Annotated in this window: 15 protein-coding genes; 8 read left to right on the top strand and 7 right to left on the bottom strand. The window is 45.7% G+C overall.

Annotated elements, in window-relative coordinates; genetic code table 11:
* The first annotated feature begins 19 nt into the window (after positions 1 to 19).
* From QE390_RS10895 to coaE, 4 genes are all read left to right on the top strand, one after another.
* On the top strand, positions 20 to 442 hold the full coding sequence (locus QE390_RS10895) for a DUF1573 domain-containing protein (protein ID WP_307142149.1): 423 nt from the start codon (positions 20 to 22) through the stop codon (positions 440 to 442).
* A 44-nt stretch (positions 443 to 486) separates the two neighbouring features.
* On the top strand, positions 487 to 783 hold the full coding sequence (yajC, locus tag QE390_RS10900; RefSeq protein ID WP_106635161.1) for a preprotein translocase subunit YajC: 297 nt from the start codon (positions 487 to 489) through the stop codon (positions 781 to 783).
* 98 nt (positions 784 to 881) lie between these two features.
* Positions 882 to 1,559 carry a hypothetical protein gene (locus QE390_RS10905; protein WP_157830190.1) on the top strand — a complete coding sequence of 226 codons (678 nt, stop codon included), beginning with the start codon at positions 882 to 884 and terminating at the stop codon, positions 1,557 to 1,559.
* A gap of 61 nt (positions 1,560 to 1,620) precedes the next feature.
* Positions 1,621 to 2,211 carry a dephospho-CoA kinase gene (gene coaE / locus QE390_RS10910; protein ID WP_307142150.1) on the top strand — a complete coding sequence of 197 codons (591 nt, stop codon included), beginning with the start codon at positions 1,621 to 1,623 and terminating at the stop codon, positions 2,209 to 2,211.
* 57 nt (positions 2,212 to 2,268) lie between these two features.
* Here coaE and QE390_RS10915 read toward each other — a convergent pair whose 3' ends face one another.
* Together QE390_RS10915 and QE390_RS10920 are read right to left on the bottom strand one after the other, a co-directional pair.
* On the bottom strand, positions 2,269 to 3,600 hold the full coding sequence (locus QE390_RS10915) for a DUF58 domain-containing protein (protein WP_307142151.1): 1,332 nt from the start codon (positions 3,598 to 3,600) through the stop codon (positions 2,269 to 2,271).
* A gap of 389 nt (positions 3,601 to 3,989) precedes the next feature.
* Positions 3,990 to 5,705 (bottom strand): M3 family oligoendopeptidase, encoded by a 1,716-nt coding sequence (locus QE390_RS10920; RefSeq protein WP_307142152.1) that lies wholly within the window; start codon positions 5,703 to 5,705, stop codon positions 3,990 to 3,992.
* A gap of 230 nt (positions 5,706 to 5,935) precedes the next feature.
* Here QE390_RS10920 and QE390_RS10925 point away from each other — a divergent pair, with 230 nt between their 5' ends.
* The 3 genes from QE390_RS10925 to QE390_RS10935 all read left to right on the top strand — a co-directional run bounded on the left by QE390_RS10925 (position 5,936) and on the right by QE390_RS10935 (position 9,810).
* On the top strand, positions 5,936 to 7,243 hold the full coding sequence (locus QE390_RS10925; RefSeq protein WP_307142153.1) for a gluconate:H+ symporter: 1,308 nt from the start codon (positions 5,936 to 5,938) through the stop codon (positions 7,241 to 7,243).
* Between the two features lie 189 nt (positions 7,244 to 7,432).
* Positions 7,433 to 8,518, top strand: coding sequence for a D-TA family PLP-dependent enzyme (locus QE390_RS10930; protein WP_307142154.1), 1,086 nt, complete (start codon positions 7,433 to 7,435; stop codon positions 8,516 to 8,518).
* Positions 8,519 to 8,856: 338 nt separating this feature from the next.
* Positions 8,857 to 9,810: an aldo/keto reductase gene (locus tag QE390_RS10935; RefSeq protein WP_307142155.1), complete on the top strand. Its 954-nt coding sequence runs from the start codon at positions 8,857 to 8,859 to the stop codon at positions 9,808 to 9,810.
* 48 nt (positions 9,811 to 9,858) lie between these two features.
* On the opposite strand, the gene QE390_RS10940 is transcribed toward QE390_RS10935, so the two are convergent.
* Together QE390_RS10940 and QE390_RS10945 are read right to left on the bottom strand one after the other, a co-directional pair.
* A complete protein-coding gene (locus QE390_RS10940; protein WP_307142156.1) occupies positions 9,859 to 10,203 on the bottom strand; it encodes a DoxX family protein in 345 nt (114 codons plus the stop codon).
* Positions 10,204 to 10,252: 49 nt separating this feature from the next.
* Positions 10,253 to 10,837: an RNA polymerase sigma factor gene (locus tag QE390_RS10945; RefSeq protein WP_106638368.1), complete on the bottom strand. Its 585-nt coding sequence runs from the start codon at positions 10,835 to 10,837 to the stop codon at positions 10,253 to 10,255.
* 144 nt (positions 10,838 to 10,981) lie between these two features.
* On the opposite strand from QE390_RS10945, the gene QE390_RS10950 reads away from it, so the two are divergent.
* The gene (locus QE390_RS10950; RefSeq protein ID WP_307142157.1) at positions 10,982 to 11,851 is read left to right on the top strand and encodes an AraC family transcriptional regulator; all 870 of its coding nucleotides are present in this window, start codon (positions 10,982 to 10,984) and stop codon (positions 11,849 to 11,851) included.
* A 95-nt stretch (positions 11,852 to 11,946) separates the two neighbouring features.
* On the opposite strand, the gene QE390_RS10955 is transcribed toward QE390_RS10950, so the two are convergent.
* The 3 genes from QE390_RS10955 to QE390_RS10965 all read right to left on the bottom strand — a co-directional run bounded on the left by QE390_RS10955 (position 11,947) and on the right by QE390_RS10965 (position 14,374).
* The gene (locus tag QE390_RS10955) at positions 11,947 to 12,936 is read right to left on the bottom strand and encodes a hypothetical protein (protein ID WP_307142158.1); all 990 of its coding nucleotides are present in this window, start codon (positions 12,934 to 12,936) and stop codon (positions 11,947 to 11,949) included.
* A 541-nt stretch (positions 12,937 to 13,477) separates the two neighbouring features.
* Positions 13,478 to 14,089 (bottom strand): alpha-ketoglutarate-dependent dioxygenase AlkB, encoded by a 612-nt coding sequence (locus QE390_RS10960; protein ID WP_307142159.1) that lies wholly within the window; start codon positions 14,087 to 14,089, stop codon positions 13,478 to 13,480.
* 36 nt (positions 14,090 to 14,125) lie between these two features.
* The gene (locus tag QE390_RS10965; protein ID WP_307142160.1) at positions 14,126 to 14,374 is read right to left on the bottom strand and encodes an Ada metal-binding domain-containing protein; all 249 of its coding nucleotides are present in this window, start codon (positions 14,372 to 14,374) and stop codon (positions 14,126 to 14,128) included.

Raw genomic sequence — 14,374 nt, forward strand, 5'->3', positions numbered from 1 at the left:
GCAGGACTTCACACGAGGAATGAAAAGCACATTAGTACTAGGACTGGCTTTGATGGGCCTTCTGGGACTTAGCTCTTGCGGAGATGGCAAGAAAGAAGGTTCTACCTCAGATGACCCCACGAAATTCCCAATTCTGAAATTCAATCAGCCCGAAGTAGATCTGGGGAAAGTAACCGAGGGAGATACCCTTCTGCATCGGTTTGCTTTTAAAAACACGGGGAATGCTCCGCTGGTCATTCAGTCGGCTTCCGCTTCCTGTGGCTGTACGGTTCCCATTATTCCTACGGCGGCGATTGCTCCGGGAGATACGGCCAGTTTGCTGGTCAAATTCAACAGTAAAAATAAAGTAGGAGCGAATACCAAGACGGTTACGGTGATGGCGAATACCAAGCCAGAAACAACTACGGTGGCTTTTAAGGTAGAAGTGCTGGAAGCCAAATAACGCTTTTCTCGAAACGAACCATTAATCCTAACTTAAGTAAAGATATGTTATTGCAGGCACCCGCTGGCGGAACTAACTGGTACAGCCTCGTTCTGATGGGCGGTATTTTCGTAGTTATGTACTTCTTCATGATTCGTCCTCAACAGAAGAAGGCGAAAGATCAACAGAAATTTGTTGACGAACTGAAAGAAGGCGACCAGGTAATCACGATTGGTGGTTTACACGGTAAAATCGTTGAAACGACCGATAAAACCGTTACCCTTGACGTAGGACGTGGCATGCGTCTGGTTTTCGAAAAAACGGCTATTTCTCGCGAAAGCAGCCAGCGTCTGGCTCAATAATTCCAAAGATCAGTTGATGCATTTCGGGTAAGGAATAGGTTTTTATCTGATTCCGACGAAATGAATTGTTCACTGATAATTGATCACTGATCATTGAAATGATGAAACCTGACTGGAAAGTTGCGGGTCTCTGCATGTTAGGGGCTCTGCTTTTCTGGCTGATGAATGCTTTGAATAAACAGGGCTATTCAACCCGATTAGCGTATCCATTACAAGTAGCTTACGATGATTCATTGTATGTTCCTACTTCTCCGCTTCCGCGTCAAATTCAGGCCAGTATTACCGGCAGTGGCTGGGATTTACTATGGCGTATGATTTCCCTCGGAAATGAGCCCATTCGTTACTCCGTCGTTAATCCATTACATACGAAATTTATTAATACGACTTCGTTAACGGATTTACTTTCAAATCGCTTACAGGAGACGCACGTAAATTACATCATTGCCGACTCGCTGAATATTAGTTTTGAAAGAAGAGTAGTGAAGACGGTTAAACTGATGGCGGACACCAGTGGTGTGAAATTCCCGAGTCGATTTGTTGTATCAACGGTTATTAACGTCATTCCACAAACGATTACGGTCGAAGGGCCGGAGTCAGCCATGAGGGAAATACCCAGCATCATTCAGATTCCATTACCTAAAAAAATTACGGGTGATTTTGATGAACAAATTCCAATTCCGCTGGTCAATAATCCCCATGTAAATGCTTCGTCCAAACAGGTAAATATTAGTTTTGAAATTGCTGAATTACTGAGTCCTTTACCAGTAAAAAAATAATAACGTCAAACGCGAATCAGTACGGATAAGGTACGGTTCGCGTTTTTTTATAATCCAGGAAATGAGTCCTAAAGTGATTGGCATTACGGGTGGAATTGGCTCGGGCAAAAGCCTGATTGCTAAGGTTTTTGCCTGTTTGAGTATTCCCATTTACGAAGCGGATGACCGGGCCAAACAGCTAATTAAGAACGATCCTGTTCTGAAAAATCAGTTACTGGAATTGCTGGGTCCAGAAGCCTATTTGCCTTCGGGCGAATACAACCGGACATGGGTGGCAAGCCAGATTTTTGATAAGCCGGAGTTGTTACAACAGGTGAATGAACGGGTGCATCCACGTGTTCGAAAAGATGGCGAAGAATGGGCTCAGAGCCATGCCTCGGCTCCTTATCTGTTATACGAAGCGGCGATTATGAAAGCGGCGGGAGAAGGCAATAACTTTCAAAAAGTGATCGTCGTGGAAGCTCCGCTGGAGTTACGGATTCGGCGGGTAAAGCAACGGGATAATCGCACAGAACAAGCCATTCAGGACATTATAGCCCGTCAGGCCTCCGAAGAAGAACGCCAGCGAATAGCGGACTACATCATCTGGAACGACGAAAAAACATCCGTCATCGAGCAAGTGCTGAACCTTGATGAAGAGCTACGGAAGTAATTGGTAAACTACAGAGGTGAAAGAGTATAAAAACTCTAAATCCATAACTTCAAACGCTTAGATCATTCCCCGAGCTTTTACTTCCAGGTATTTATTAATCGTATTTACCGTTAATTTTTCGGGTGGGGTTAATACCGACTGAATGCCGTATTGCTGAAGTTCACGCATGATTTGCTGCTTCTCGTAGAAAAACTTCTCAGCAATGGTTTTCAGGTAAATTTCTTCGGTAGTTTGAGCGGGCTTCGTAAGTAAGGAGCGTAACTCCGTGTTTTCAAAGAAAATAACGACAACGAGATGATCCTTGGCTAGGCGACGCAGGTAAGGAAGTACCCGCCGCATGGCGTTTACCGTTTCGAAATTCGTGAATAGCAACAGCAAACTCCGCTGCCGGATTTGCGTTTTCAGGTTTACGTATAACAGTTCATAATCCGTTTCCAGAAAACGGGTTTTCTGCCGATACAGTAACTCCATAATCCGCTGCAACTGGCCAGGCTTGCGTTCGGCGGGAAGAATTTGTCCTTTTTTATCGGAAAAGGTAAATACGCCCACTTTGTCCTGTTTGATCAGGGCAATGTTACTCATGACCAGCGTAGAATTAATGGCATAATCTAATAGGCTTAGTCCGTTGAAAGGGCTTTGCATGACGCGGCCTTTATCAATCAGGCAGTAAATTGCTTGAGATTTTTCTTCCTGAAAAGCATTAACCATCAGCTCGTTACGTCGGGCTGTTGCTCGCCAGTTGACCGTCCGCACTTCATCGCCGGGCACGTAGGGGCGAATCTGCTCAAATTCCTGACTCATCCCAACCCGCCGGATTTTCTTAATACCCAATTCGGTTAATCGACTCGAAATAGCCATGAATTCATACTGCTTCATTTGCAGAAAAGAAGGATAAACCGCTACCTGCTGATCCTGCGAAAAACGATGCCGACGCTTCACCAATTGAATGGGGCTTTGAACATATATATTAACGGCTCCGAAGGAATAAACGCCACGTTCTACGGGCCGTAACTCATACCGAATAATCTGCTGACTTTCGGTAGCTAGCTCGGTTCTGAAGAGCACGTCACGCTTCTGAAACTGAAAAGGAATTTCATCAATAATCTCCAGCTTAACTGAAAAATTATAGTGGTTTTCAAGGAAGATAGAAACCGGATTGGTATCACCGTTGGAAAAGCGTTCACCTACGTCCCGCCGGGCCATCAGGGTTTGTCCAGGCAGGTATAACAGTAAAATATCCATTACAATCAGCACTCCAAACACCAGTAAGGCGACTTGTATGATACTGAAGAGCCAGGGCATCATAAATGCCAGCAAAAACAGAAAAACGATACTGATTAATACCGTAAAGAACAGTCGGGAAAGGTAAAGAGAACGGAAGAAGGCCAAGCAGGTTTAGGGTTTAGGGTTTAGGGTTTAGGGTTTAGGGTTTAGGGTTTAGGGTTTAGGGTTTAGGGTTTAGGGTTTAGGGTTTAGGGTTTAGGGTTTAGGGTTTAGGGTTTAGGGTTTAGGGTTTAGGGTTTAGGGTTTAGGGTTTGAAAGGGAAAATCCATAAAGGTAAGGGATTTGTTTGAAATGGGAGGTATAACCCCGGAGGGGTTCAATACGCATAGCCCCAGGTGATAACACGGGGAAAAGGCGATACCCATTATATATCCATTTCGGCATAAATTTTAGCTTGGGGCTATTCATATTTAACCCCTCTTGGGTTATAGAAGCTACCGTATCGAAGTACAGTAGCTTCTATATAACGGAAAACCGTAAACAGACCCCGAAAACTATTTCAGCTTCTCAATCTCCGTTCTCACAAAATTCATCAAACTGGCGATGTGTTCTTTCGAGAAATCAAAAGGAATATTTGCCGCTGCGTAAATCTCTCCCATCGGGCAGGTATACCCCAGTTTTAGAGCATTCAGGTAACCCTCCAACCCTTTTTTCGGATCCTCCTTATAGTTCTTCCAAACGCCGATGGCTCCTAACTGAGCAATGCCGTATTCAATGTAATAAAAAGGCACTTCGTAAATGTGCAATTGCCGTTGCCACTGATACGCTTTGAAACGCTCCAGTCCGCTCCAGTCGGTAATGGTATCGCTGAATCGACCAAAGATTTGTAACCAGGCCTCATTGCGTTCGTCTATGGAATGCGTAGGATTTTCGTAGAGCCAATGCTGAAAGGCATCAACGGTAGCTACCCAAGGTAGGGTCTCAATGATATCTTCCAGATGCTCCAGCTTCGCCCGACGTAAGTCTTCAGGATTCGGGAAAAAGACATCCCAGTGATCCATCGTAATTAACTCCATGCTCATGGAAGCCAGCTCGGCTACTTCGCTGGGCACATTACGGAAGCTATTCAGGGCTAAGTCCCGGGTAACAATGCTATGAACGGCATGGCCCCCTTCGTGCAGAATTGTCACCATATCCCGCAGGTTAGAAGTGGCATTCATGAAAATAAACGGCACCCCTGATTCTTCCAGCGGATAGTTATACCCGCCCGGAGCCTTGCCCTTGCGGGATTCCAGATCAAAGCGGCCCATCGTTCGCATCACCCGCAGGTAACTGCCCAATTCAGGATCAAGTCGGTCAAAAACTTCAATGGTCTTGGTTAATAAATCTTCCCCGCCCGCGAAGGGTTTGAGTGGAGCCTGCCCGGTTGGATCGACCAGCTTGTCCCAGGGACGTAAGTCAGTCGTTTGTAAAGCTTGTTTGCGTTCCGCTGAAAGTTCGTTCAATACCGGAACTACCGTCTGAGCAATGGCATCGTGAAAGTTGAAGCAATCTTCCACAGTATAATCAAAGCGACCCATCGCGGCAAACATGTAATCCCGGAAGTTGGCAAAGCCTGCATTCTGAGCTACCTGATGCCGAAGGTCACGAAGCTGGTTGAGTAAGTCGTCCAGGGCTTCGTGATCCTGATAACGACGTTCCCAAATAGTTCTCCAGGCTTCTTCTCGTACGGCCCGATCAGGTTGCATCAGAAAATCGCCGGCCTTCTGAAGCGTCATTTCTTCCCCATTCAGGGTAACCGTCATGGCTCCGGCAATATTTCCGTACTGACTTTGTAATTGCTGAATCTGGGTGAAAAGGGGCACGTTTTCCGTTCGGAAAATTTCAATTTGCCGACGCATGGCCCGAAGGGTAATGAAATATCCTTCGTCTTTCAGGTCATCTACGTAAGGACTCGCAAGGGCTTTCTGATCCAAAACATTGGAAATTTCGGCCCAGTGCGGTTGAATATTTTCGTTAAACTCATGGAAGGCCGAGACGTACGCTTCATTACTCGTATCAGTCGTCATACGGATGTATCGCCAGGCGAAATTTTCGGAAAGGTAACTTTCCAGTTCCGAGCGATCCTGAAACCAGGTTCGTAATTCGTCGGCATTCAGGACGATGCGATCTTTCAGTTCATCAAAATAAGGCTGAACGCTCGTCCAGTCGGTTAATTCATAAGCAGCAGGCAAAAAAGCCCTCTCTCGCTGAGGCAGTGACTCGATCATGGAAATATGTTTTGAGTTTTGGGTTTAGAGTTATGAGTGAACAGAATGAATAGACCTTTTTCACAAAAGTAAAGGGTTTGGATAGCCAAGCTTTAACCCTAAACTCCCAACTCTAAACTCCAAACATTAGATTAACTAACAAAACCTGCCTTCAATCTAAAGCATTCAAGAGAAATTTCGATTAAAAAATTCTTTTCTTTGAAAGACTTAAACCTCTAGCTATTGATCAAATGCCTCTTATCCTGACCTTTCTGGCCATTGCGTTACTCATTTTTTTTATCGCCTATGTTCGGCTGGACACCTTCCTGTCCTTTCTCATCATTTGTATCGGCCTCGGTCTAGCGAGTGGGATGGAAGTGGCCGCTGTGGGCCAGGCCATTAAAAAAGGCATTGGCGACACGTTGGGTGATCTGGTGTTAATCGTTGGCTTCGGAGCCATGCTGGGAAAACTGGTGGCCGAAAGCGGGGCTGCTCAGCGAATTACGGATGCCATTGTTCAGATTTTTGGAAAGAAAAACCTACCCTGGGGCATGGCTCTGGCGGGTTTTGTTATTGGTATTCCGCTCTTCTATAATGCCGGTTTCGTCATCGTTTTCCCGCTGATCGTGGCCGTTTCGGTTTCGGCTCGGGTTCCCATTCTAACCGTTGGAATTCCCATGTTATCGGCCCTGTCAGTGGCTCACGGGTATTTGCCACCGCATCCTTCGCCAGCGGCCATTGCGGGTCGGTTTAATGCTGATTTAGGAAAGGTGTTATTATACGGAATAGCAATCGCTCTTCCAGCCATTGCCATTGCTGGCCCTATTTTCGGACGAACCTTAAAAAAATATAATCCGGTACTGGATCCCGATTTGCTTTCTGTAAAAAAGATGTCAGCCGAAGAGTTACCGGGTTTGGGCATTAGTTTGTTTACGGCCTTATTACCCGTCATTCTGCTGGCCTTAACTACGATCTTTCGGCCTTATTTACCACCCAATCCAGCCATTCAGCTCATCAGCGAGCCTTATTTTGGCATGTTTCTTTCGGTACTGGTTGCCATGTATGCCCTGGGTATTGCTCGCGGCAAAAGCATGAAGCAAGTAACGGGTCAGTTGGAAGAGGCTTTCAAAGGCTGTTCGGTTATTCTTCTGGTCGTTGCCGGAGCTTCGGCTTTGAAGGAAATCATGCAGGCCGCCGGAATTAGTACCTACCTTGGAGAGCAACTGCGAATGTTGCCCATTTCCCCGCTGGTATTGGGCTGGCTCATTGCCGGACTGATTCGTATCTGCGTGGGTTCAGCGACCGTCGCCGGACTAACCGCCGTGGGTTTAGTTGCTCCGATATTAGTTGCTCGTCCCGATGTTTCGCCAGAGTTAATGGTATTATCCATCGGAGCGGGGAGTTTGATGTGTTCGCATTTCAATGACGGCGGTTTCTGGTTATATAAAGAGTATTTTAATCTTAGTATTAAAGAAACGCTTAAAACCTGGACGGTCATGGAGACCCTGGTATCCATTATTGGTCTTTTCGGCGTATTAATTCTGGACGCCTTTATTTAAGTGTCTTGTAATTATTTAATAGTATCTTTTTGCAGTTGTAAAACGTTGATTAATAGTCTATTAACTGATAATCGCAGCGGCGGCCGCTAAAAACGATCAACTATTCAGTTAGTCATTCATCAAAATAAGAGGCGGGGTTAATTAACTCCAAACCGCTTTGGCGGCCGTTTCATTATTCCCATATCATTCATGGAAGATTGGTTTTCCCTGCAAAATCCCGACGCTGTAGCGTCACCCGGAATCGTGTTTTATCGCGACCGGATTCGTAGAAACATTGCCATTATGGTGGCCATCGCGGGAAGTCCCGAGCGACTGGTACCCCATACCAAAACCCACAAAACGGTTGAGGTGCTGAAAATGCAACTGGAAGTAGGGATTTCTAAATTCAAAGTTTCCACCCTGGCCGAAGCCGAAATGGCAGCTTTGGCAGGTGCTCCCTGGGTGTTACTGGCCTATCCGCTGGTAGGCCCTAACATTGCTCGTTTTTACGAGTTAATGCAGAAATATCCCGAAACGCAGTTTTCTGCGTTGGTAGATAACATCGCCGCAGCGGATACGATTCATACGTTTTTTGAACATCAAAAGGCATCGCTTTTCATTGATGTTAATAATGGAATGAACCGCACGGGAGCTGAAGTAGAGGACTTGCCTGCGTTGGTGGAACACATTGAATCGTTGGCAAACCTGGAGCTGAAAGGACTCCACATCTACGACGGACACCTCCGTAATCCAGACTTTGAAGAACGTAAAGTAGAAGTCAATGAAGCGTATGAACGGGTAATTACAGCGGTTGAAATTCAGGAAGACTGGATGGTTATTACCGGAGGTACGCCTTCGTTTACGGTTCATGCTTTGCGGGAAGGTAACTACCTGAGCCCGGGGACTTGTTTGCTTTGGGATTGGGGGTATGACGATTTACTGGAAGAACAGCTGTTTGAATGGGCTGCCGTACTCCTTACCCGGGTCGTCTCTAAGCCAACCGAAGGTATCATTACTATTGATTTAGGGCACAAAGCCGTAGCTGCCGAGAATCCGGTGGACCGTCGGGTAAAATTCCTTAATCTGGTGGATTATGAATTAACCGGCCAAAGCGAAGAGCATGGGGTTTTAAAAGTATCCAGTTGGGAATCACTTCAGGTAGGCGACGTATTATATGCCATTCCTTACCACGTTTGCCCAACCGTTGCTCTACACGAAACCGCCACTGTGGTGGAAGATGGGCAGGTCGTTGACGAATGGAATATTCTGTCGAGAAAACGAAAAATTACGGTTTAATAGTAGATAGTAAGGTTCAAAAGGTTCGACTCCGCAATGGGCCGAACCTTTGTTTTTTACAAGGTAGAGACGCGACTTCATCGCGTCTGGGTAGAGGCGGGTTTTACTAGTAGTCTTACAAGCCTTACGCCGTGGTTGGTGTCTCACCAACCACGGTTTGCGTACAAATGACTGGTGCGACACCAGCCATGGTGGGGAAGCCAGACACGATAAAGTCGCGTCTCTACCACATTTATAATGAACGGAAATTCCCTTTTTCATCGTTTCCAAATAGGCTTGGTTCATTCCGGGCTGGAATTGATTTTTCAGTGTATTCTATTTTGTAAACTTGAAAACCTATGGAAAAGAGACAATTAGGGAAATCGGCGGTGGAAATTGCACCCCTGATTTTTGGGGGTAACGTGTTTGGCTGGACAATTGACGAAGCGAAATCTTTTCAATTGCTGGATGCTTTTGTAGCCGCTGGATTTAATTGCATTGACACGGCAGACGTGTATTCTCGCTGGGTACCGGGTAATATTGGCGGAGAATCGGAAACGATTATTGGAAAATGGCAGCAGGCTAGGGGCAATCGCGACAAGCTGGTTATTGCCACTAAGATCGGAGCCGATAACGGTAAAGGCCAGCCGGATGTCAGTAAAGCGTATATCCTGAAAGGGGTAGAAGATTCACTTCGTCGTTTGCAAACCGATTATATTGATTTATATCAGACCCATTATGACAACGAAGCAACGCCTGTGGAGGAAACACTGGAAGCTTACGATCAGTTGGTACGTGAGGGGAAAGTACGGATCATTGGTACGTCTAATATGAGTCCTGAACGGCTGAAAGCTTCGCTGGAAGCGAGTAAGAAATACGGTTACCCGCGTTACGAAACCCTACAGCCGCATTATAATCTGCTGGAGCGGGAAGAATACGAAAAAGCCTACGAGCCGATTGTTCTGGATCATCAGCTCAGCACGATTAACTATTACGCTCTGGCGAGTGGTTTTCTGACCGGAAAATATCGCTCCGAAGCCGATTTAAATAAAAGTCAGCGGGGGCAGGGGGTAAAGAAATACCTGAACGAACAGGGGTTAACTGTATTAAGCGTGCTGGATGAACTGGCGAAGGAATACAACGTAAGTCCGGCGGCCATTTCGCTGGCCTGGCTTATCGCTCGTCCATCCGTGGCGGCTCCGATTGCCAGTGCTACCAGTGATAATCAGTTGAATTCGTTTAAAGAAGCCGTAAGTATCTCGTTGAGTACAGAAGCGATTGAAAAATTAGATCAGGCGAGTAACTGGCAATAGGTAACTCTCGAATCTTCATGAACGCAGATGGGCCAGACCTGTCTGCGTTTATTTTTTAGTGAAGGTATAGGCCCAGTAAATCAGCACGAGCTGAAGCGGGAGTCGTGCCCATAAAATCCAGGAGGGAATGTGGGAAAACTTATCGGAAATGGCCATGTACCAGTTTGCGGGAAAAACAGCAATCAGCAGCAGAATAATGCCCCAGGCCGCCCAGGCTCTGACGGAGGGAATCAATACGGCAAAGCCCAGGATTATTTCAGCAATTCCACTGAGATAAACCATCGTCAGGGGAGCCGGAATGTAGGGTGGCATGATGCGAACGTACGTTTCCGGACGGATAAAATGCAGAATCCCGGCCACAACGTAAACCAGAGACATTAGATAAAGACTCATGGTCAGATTTTTATGAATAAAGTCTTTAGCCCGGAAGTTTGTTTGCGGATTAACGGGATTTTCGTCGAAATACCTGATAATTATAGCCCGCCAGAATCGCCTGATTTCGCAGATGCGTAACCGAAAGCTGAACGGCATTAACTACCGACTGGTATTGAAGCCCGGTATGTTCCGAAATTTCCTCGATGGATCGCCCGTCCCGATACCGTAATTCCATCACCTGCCGTTTGCGGCGGGGTAAGGTGTTTAGGGATTGAGTAGCGAAGCTTTGCCAGGAAAAATCTACTTCCTTTTCGATCATACGACTTTCCGGACAATCTTCCACGGGTAAGTCGATCCCTTCCATTTCCTGATTCAGGGAAATATGGTGGGCGGGCAAAAGTTTCAGAATCTGATTCCGAAGCGAGAATTTCAGGTAAGGGGTTAAGGGAGCATTTCGATTCAGATTTTGCCGATGCTGCCAGATCCAGAGAAATAAATCCTGAATGGCATCTTCAATCATATCTGCATCTGCAAAGCGTCTAAGGGCCCAGGAACGCAGGGGTCGGTAATGTCGACTGTATAAAATACCCCAGGCATCGGCGTCGCCGTCCAGTAAGGCATTCCATAAAATTTGGTCAGAACAAGTGGACACGGTACTGAATCAGGTTAGAAAGCTCGTTTAACCTAACAAAATTGGGTAATACCTGCATACAAAACTTACCAGAGCTTGTCTTTAATTGATACTATATTTGCATAATTTTCGTAATTGTCAGGGAAGGTTTGAAAACTACGCATCATGAAGCCCCTTTATCATCGGTTTAATTTTGAAGGAAGTTCATCATTTGGACTGCGACAGGTAGTAGAACCCTACTTCTATAACCGCTGGCATTACCACCCTGAATTTGAAATTACCTGGGTTCAGAAGGGCACCGGTACGCGGCTTGTCGGGGATCACGTGGAAGCTTTTGAAAGTGGCGAGTTAATCCTGCTGGGGGCCAATGTGCCCCACCTCTGGCGATCCGACGAAGCCTATTTTCATCCCGATAATGCCGAGCTTTGTAGTTCCTTATCAATTCATTTTGCGGAAGATTTTGCGGGGAAAGAATTCACGCAGTTACCCGAAACCAAACCCCTGCGGGACTTATTTCAAAAGGCTCAGTATGGTTTAAAAGTGACGGGTGTTACCAAAGAACAGATTCAGCAACGGATGCTGGAGTTTACGGGGCAGGATGATTTATACCGATTACTGGGGTTAATGGACATTCTGCGAATACTGGCTCTGTCGAAAGAGCTAACGCCACTGGCTAGTGTGGGCTATACCGTACCCGTAGATGGTAACGATACTGAGCGTCTGGCGAAGATTTACCATTACACGTTTACTCATTTCGCCCAAAAAATTACGCTGGAAGAAATTGCGGAGGAGGTAGCTCTCAATCCGCATTCGTTCTGTCGGTATTTCAAAAGTCGGGTTCGAAAAACGTATACACAGTTTCTGTCGGAGGTACGCATTGGTCAGGCCTGCAAAGTTCTGATTTCCGGGGATTTACCCATTGCTCAGGTTTGTTACGAAAGCGGTTATGCGAACTTCTCACATTTCAACCGCCATTTTAAACGCATTACGGGATTAACTCCGGTGGAATACCGCCGGGCTTACCAGAAGGAATAAGGCTGAAGTTTGAAAGTAAAGGAATGCCTGAAGTATTTTTGTACTTTATACCAATGGCCGTTTGTGAAAGATTAGCCAACCAACCATTAACCGTATTACCGCTTTTGGGGTGACCGAACAATTTCGTTGAGCAAAATAGTCAGGTCATTGTTCATCAACTGAAGTTCAGTAGCTAGTTGCCCCAGCATCGTCGAGCGGACCGTTAAGTCTTCCGTGGTATAGAGATCTCCCGTGCCAAAGTAATCGACTTCATGACCTTTGTGCTTACGGTTTTGCTTGGCATCGGCATCAAGCGAAACCAGAATTTCCCAACGGCTTCGTAAACCCTCAATCAAAGAAGGACTATTGGCAGACTTGGGTTTGTTGAGGTAATACCAAACCAAGGGAGGAAAAACGGTCGACGTAACCGGATGTACCCATATATCCCGCAATGGATTATTTAAGTGGCGATAATCAGTCTTAGGTGGCTTTTGTAGTAAAGAGGTAATACCCAAACTAGCTTCGGCTAGTCCTCCTCCAATACCCACCCATTCGCCTGCATCCTCATGGTCACCCAATTTGAGAAAACCAACCATCAGAGCCGTTAATGCCCCAGTGGTAATGGCACTAATCGTCATACGTTTTTCCCGGCTGTTTTCCTGCCGGGTAAGTAAGGTAGCCGTCAAGGCAGCTCTTTTACTGTCGCAGTCAACGAGTGCAACTGCCGTCGCAATATCAAAGCTGGCCAGTTGAAGCTGGTCGGTCATTTTTTGCCGTATGGTCAGATACTCATTAGAGGCAGGCTCGTTAGGGTTTTGCTGTTGCTCTAGCTGTGTGGCACGTACCAGCAATGGGGTAAGTCCTACGGCCTGAGCCATTCGCAAGCCCCGATCGCCATAGCGATGTCTAAGTAAGGATTCATCGCCTGATCCCGGCTGTAAATCAGTAGGATGAAAAACGTATCCCGAAGTACCACTGGAATCAATAATGCAATTGTCAGTAGCCACTTTAGCAAGGGCTGATTTAGTTTGTCGGGAAGCCATACATCCGGTAAGAAGAATGGCAAGTAGAAAAAAGCCAGCTAACGGTGAGTAAAGACGTCGCATGATCATGATGGTATAGGTATTAATATCCTGAATACAAAGGTTGAAGACAATGAGCATTCAGAGTGTTATTCATCTATTACTAGCGTATTATCTTATAGAACCCTGAGGTAAACCTATAGGGACTCCTAAGAAATCACTAAGGACTTACATGCTGATTTAGAGTAATCAGCCTATTGAAACGGGGGCAAGATAAAAGCTAGTCAATAAGATGAAAGCTGGAAGCAAGGGGTTTAATCGTAAATTAATCCCACTCATGCTCTTTCGAACTTGCAATCCTGGGACTACGCCGGGCCGTTATGTTAGATGCTCTCAAGAATAGGGAAAAGCAAATGGTCGCAGGTGTTAAGTTTGGTAGACATGGAATCCCCCGTATCACCCGAAACAGTTTGGGGGGTAGTAATAAATACCAACGGCAGGTGGGAGCCTGCCGTTTTTGTAGGAATAAGATAGAATCTTGCAACAGAAGTATATTAAGCTTGTTAGACATGGAATGCCTAACATCATCCGAAACGTTCAATGGTATTATACTTTCGCAATGAGCTTATTCATCAATTGTTCTAAAAGTTAGATTAACCCTTGGCGTAGCTATTCTTTTACTGGGAGGGAGTCTGTGTAGCCAGAAGGTTTGCGTAGTGTCTTTCATAACCAACAGACTTCCATGCTCTAACAAAAGCTCTACTTTTTCTTTGCTCTGCTTGTGTTTAAACGCAAACTTTCTTTCAGCTCCAAAGCTTAATGAACCAATAGCTCCGTCTTTTTTCAAATCTGCTTCGGCATCGCTATGCCAGCTCATTCCTTCTTCGCCGGTATGGTAAAGATTAAGTAAACAGGAATTAAAAGTTTCACCCGTTTCTTTTTCGACTAGCGTTTTTAATACCAGCAATTCCGGCGTCCAGGGTAAGGCATGTTTGGTCGTATTGGAATACGTATACTGGTAGGGTTCTGTCCCATACCACGCTACCTTCCGTTTAGTAATGATTTCCTTACCGAATAGAACAGCCCTGTCGTTTTCCCACTGAATCTTTTCCAATAGCTTGTTTAGGAAAAAATCAGCCTCTGATTGGCTTAAGAGTTTGCCGTAATAATTTACCGTTCCGTCGTAAGGAAGCCAGTTTTTGTGCCTGGCTGGTTCGTAATCAAATAAATTCATCATACGGAATCTTGGTAACGCATGTACGAAAATGGGTAGCTATCTCTTATGATCTAATTTCCAGGCTTTGTATTTTTCTTTCAGACAATGCCCGCAGGGGCGGTAGTAATGCTGTAGGGCTTCTGCCTCGGAATGAAAAAATACCCGGTTTTCTTTTCTCATTCTTTTGCCTGACGAGCAACCCAGATTTCCGTAAATCTTTAACTTCATGTTCCCGGCTAAAACTACTTCTCTACGTCTGATTTTATGCCTTATCGTAGCCGGAGATAGGTCTGAATGCCGTATCAT

This window comes from Siphonobacter sp. SORGH_AS_1065 (genome assembly GCF_030818595.1).
Taxonomy (GTDB): Bacteria; Bacteroidota; Bacteroidia; order Cytophagales; family Spirosomataceae; genus Siphonobacter.

Bases quoted from the DNA above. Each gene is read 5' to 3' on its own strand.
- QE390_RS10895 (WP_307142149.1), top strand. From the start codon at position 20: ATGAAAAGCACATTAGTACTAGGACTGGCTTTGATGGGCCTTCTGGGA.
- yajC (WP_106635161.1), top strand. From the start codon at position 487: ATGTTATTGCAGGCACCCGCTGGCGGAACTAACTGGTACAGCCTCGTT.
- QE390_RS10905 (WP_157830190.1), top strand. From the start codon at position 882: ATGATGAAACCTGACTGGAAAGTTGCGGGTCTCTGCATGTTAGGGGCT.
- coaE (WP_307142150.1), top strand. From the start codon at position 1,621: ATGAGTCCTAAAGTGATTGGCATTACGGGTGGAATTGGCTCGGGCAAA.
- QE390_RS10920 (WP_307142152.1), bottom strand. From the start codon at position 5,705: ATGATCGAGTCACTGCCTCAGCGAGAGAGGGCTTTTTTGCCTGCTGCT.
- QE390_RS10925 (WP_307142153.1), top strand. From the start codon at position 5,936: ATGCCTCTTATCCTGACCTTTCTGGCCATTGCGTTACTCATTTTTTTT.
- QE390_RS10930 (WP_307142154.1), top strand. From the start codon at position 7,433: ATGGAAGATTGGTTTTCCCTGCAAAATCCCGACGCTGTAGCGTCACCC.
- QE390_RS10935 (WP_307142155.1), top strand. From the start codon at position 8,857: ATGGAAAAGAGACAATTAGGGAAATCGGCGGTGGAAATTGCACCCCTG.
- QE390_RS10940 (WP_307142156.1), bottom strand. From the start codon at position 10,203: ATGAGTCTTTATCTAATGTCTCTGGTTTACGTTGTGGCCGGGATTCTG.
- QE390_RS10950 (WP_307142157.1), top strand. From the start codon at position 10,982: ATGAAGCCCCTTTATCATCGGTTTAATTTTGAAGGAAGTTCATCATTT.
- QE390_RS10955 (WP_307142158.1), bottom strand. From the start codon at position 12,936: ATGCGACGTCTTTACTCACCGTTAGCTGGCTTTTTTCTACTTGCCATT.
- QE390_RS10960 (WP_307142159.1), bottom strand. From the start codon at position 14,089: ATGATGAATTTATTTGATTACGAACCAGCCAGGCACAAAAACTGGCTT.
- QE390_RS10965 (WP_307142160.1), bottom strand. From the start codon at position 14,374: ATGATACGGCATTCAGACCTATCTCCGGCTACGATAAGGCATAAAATC.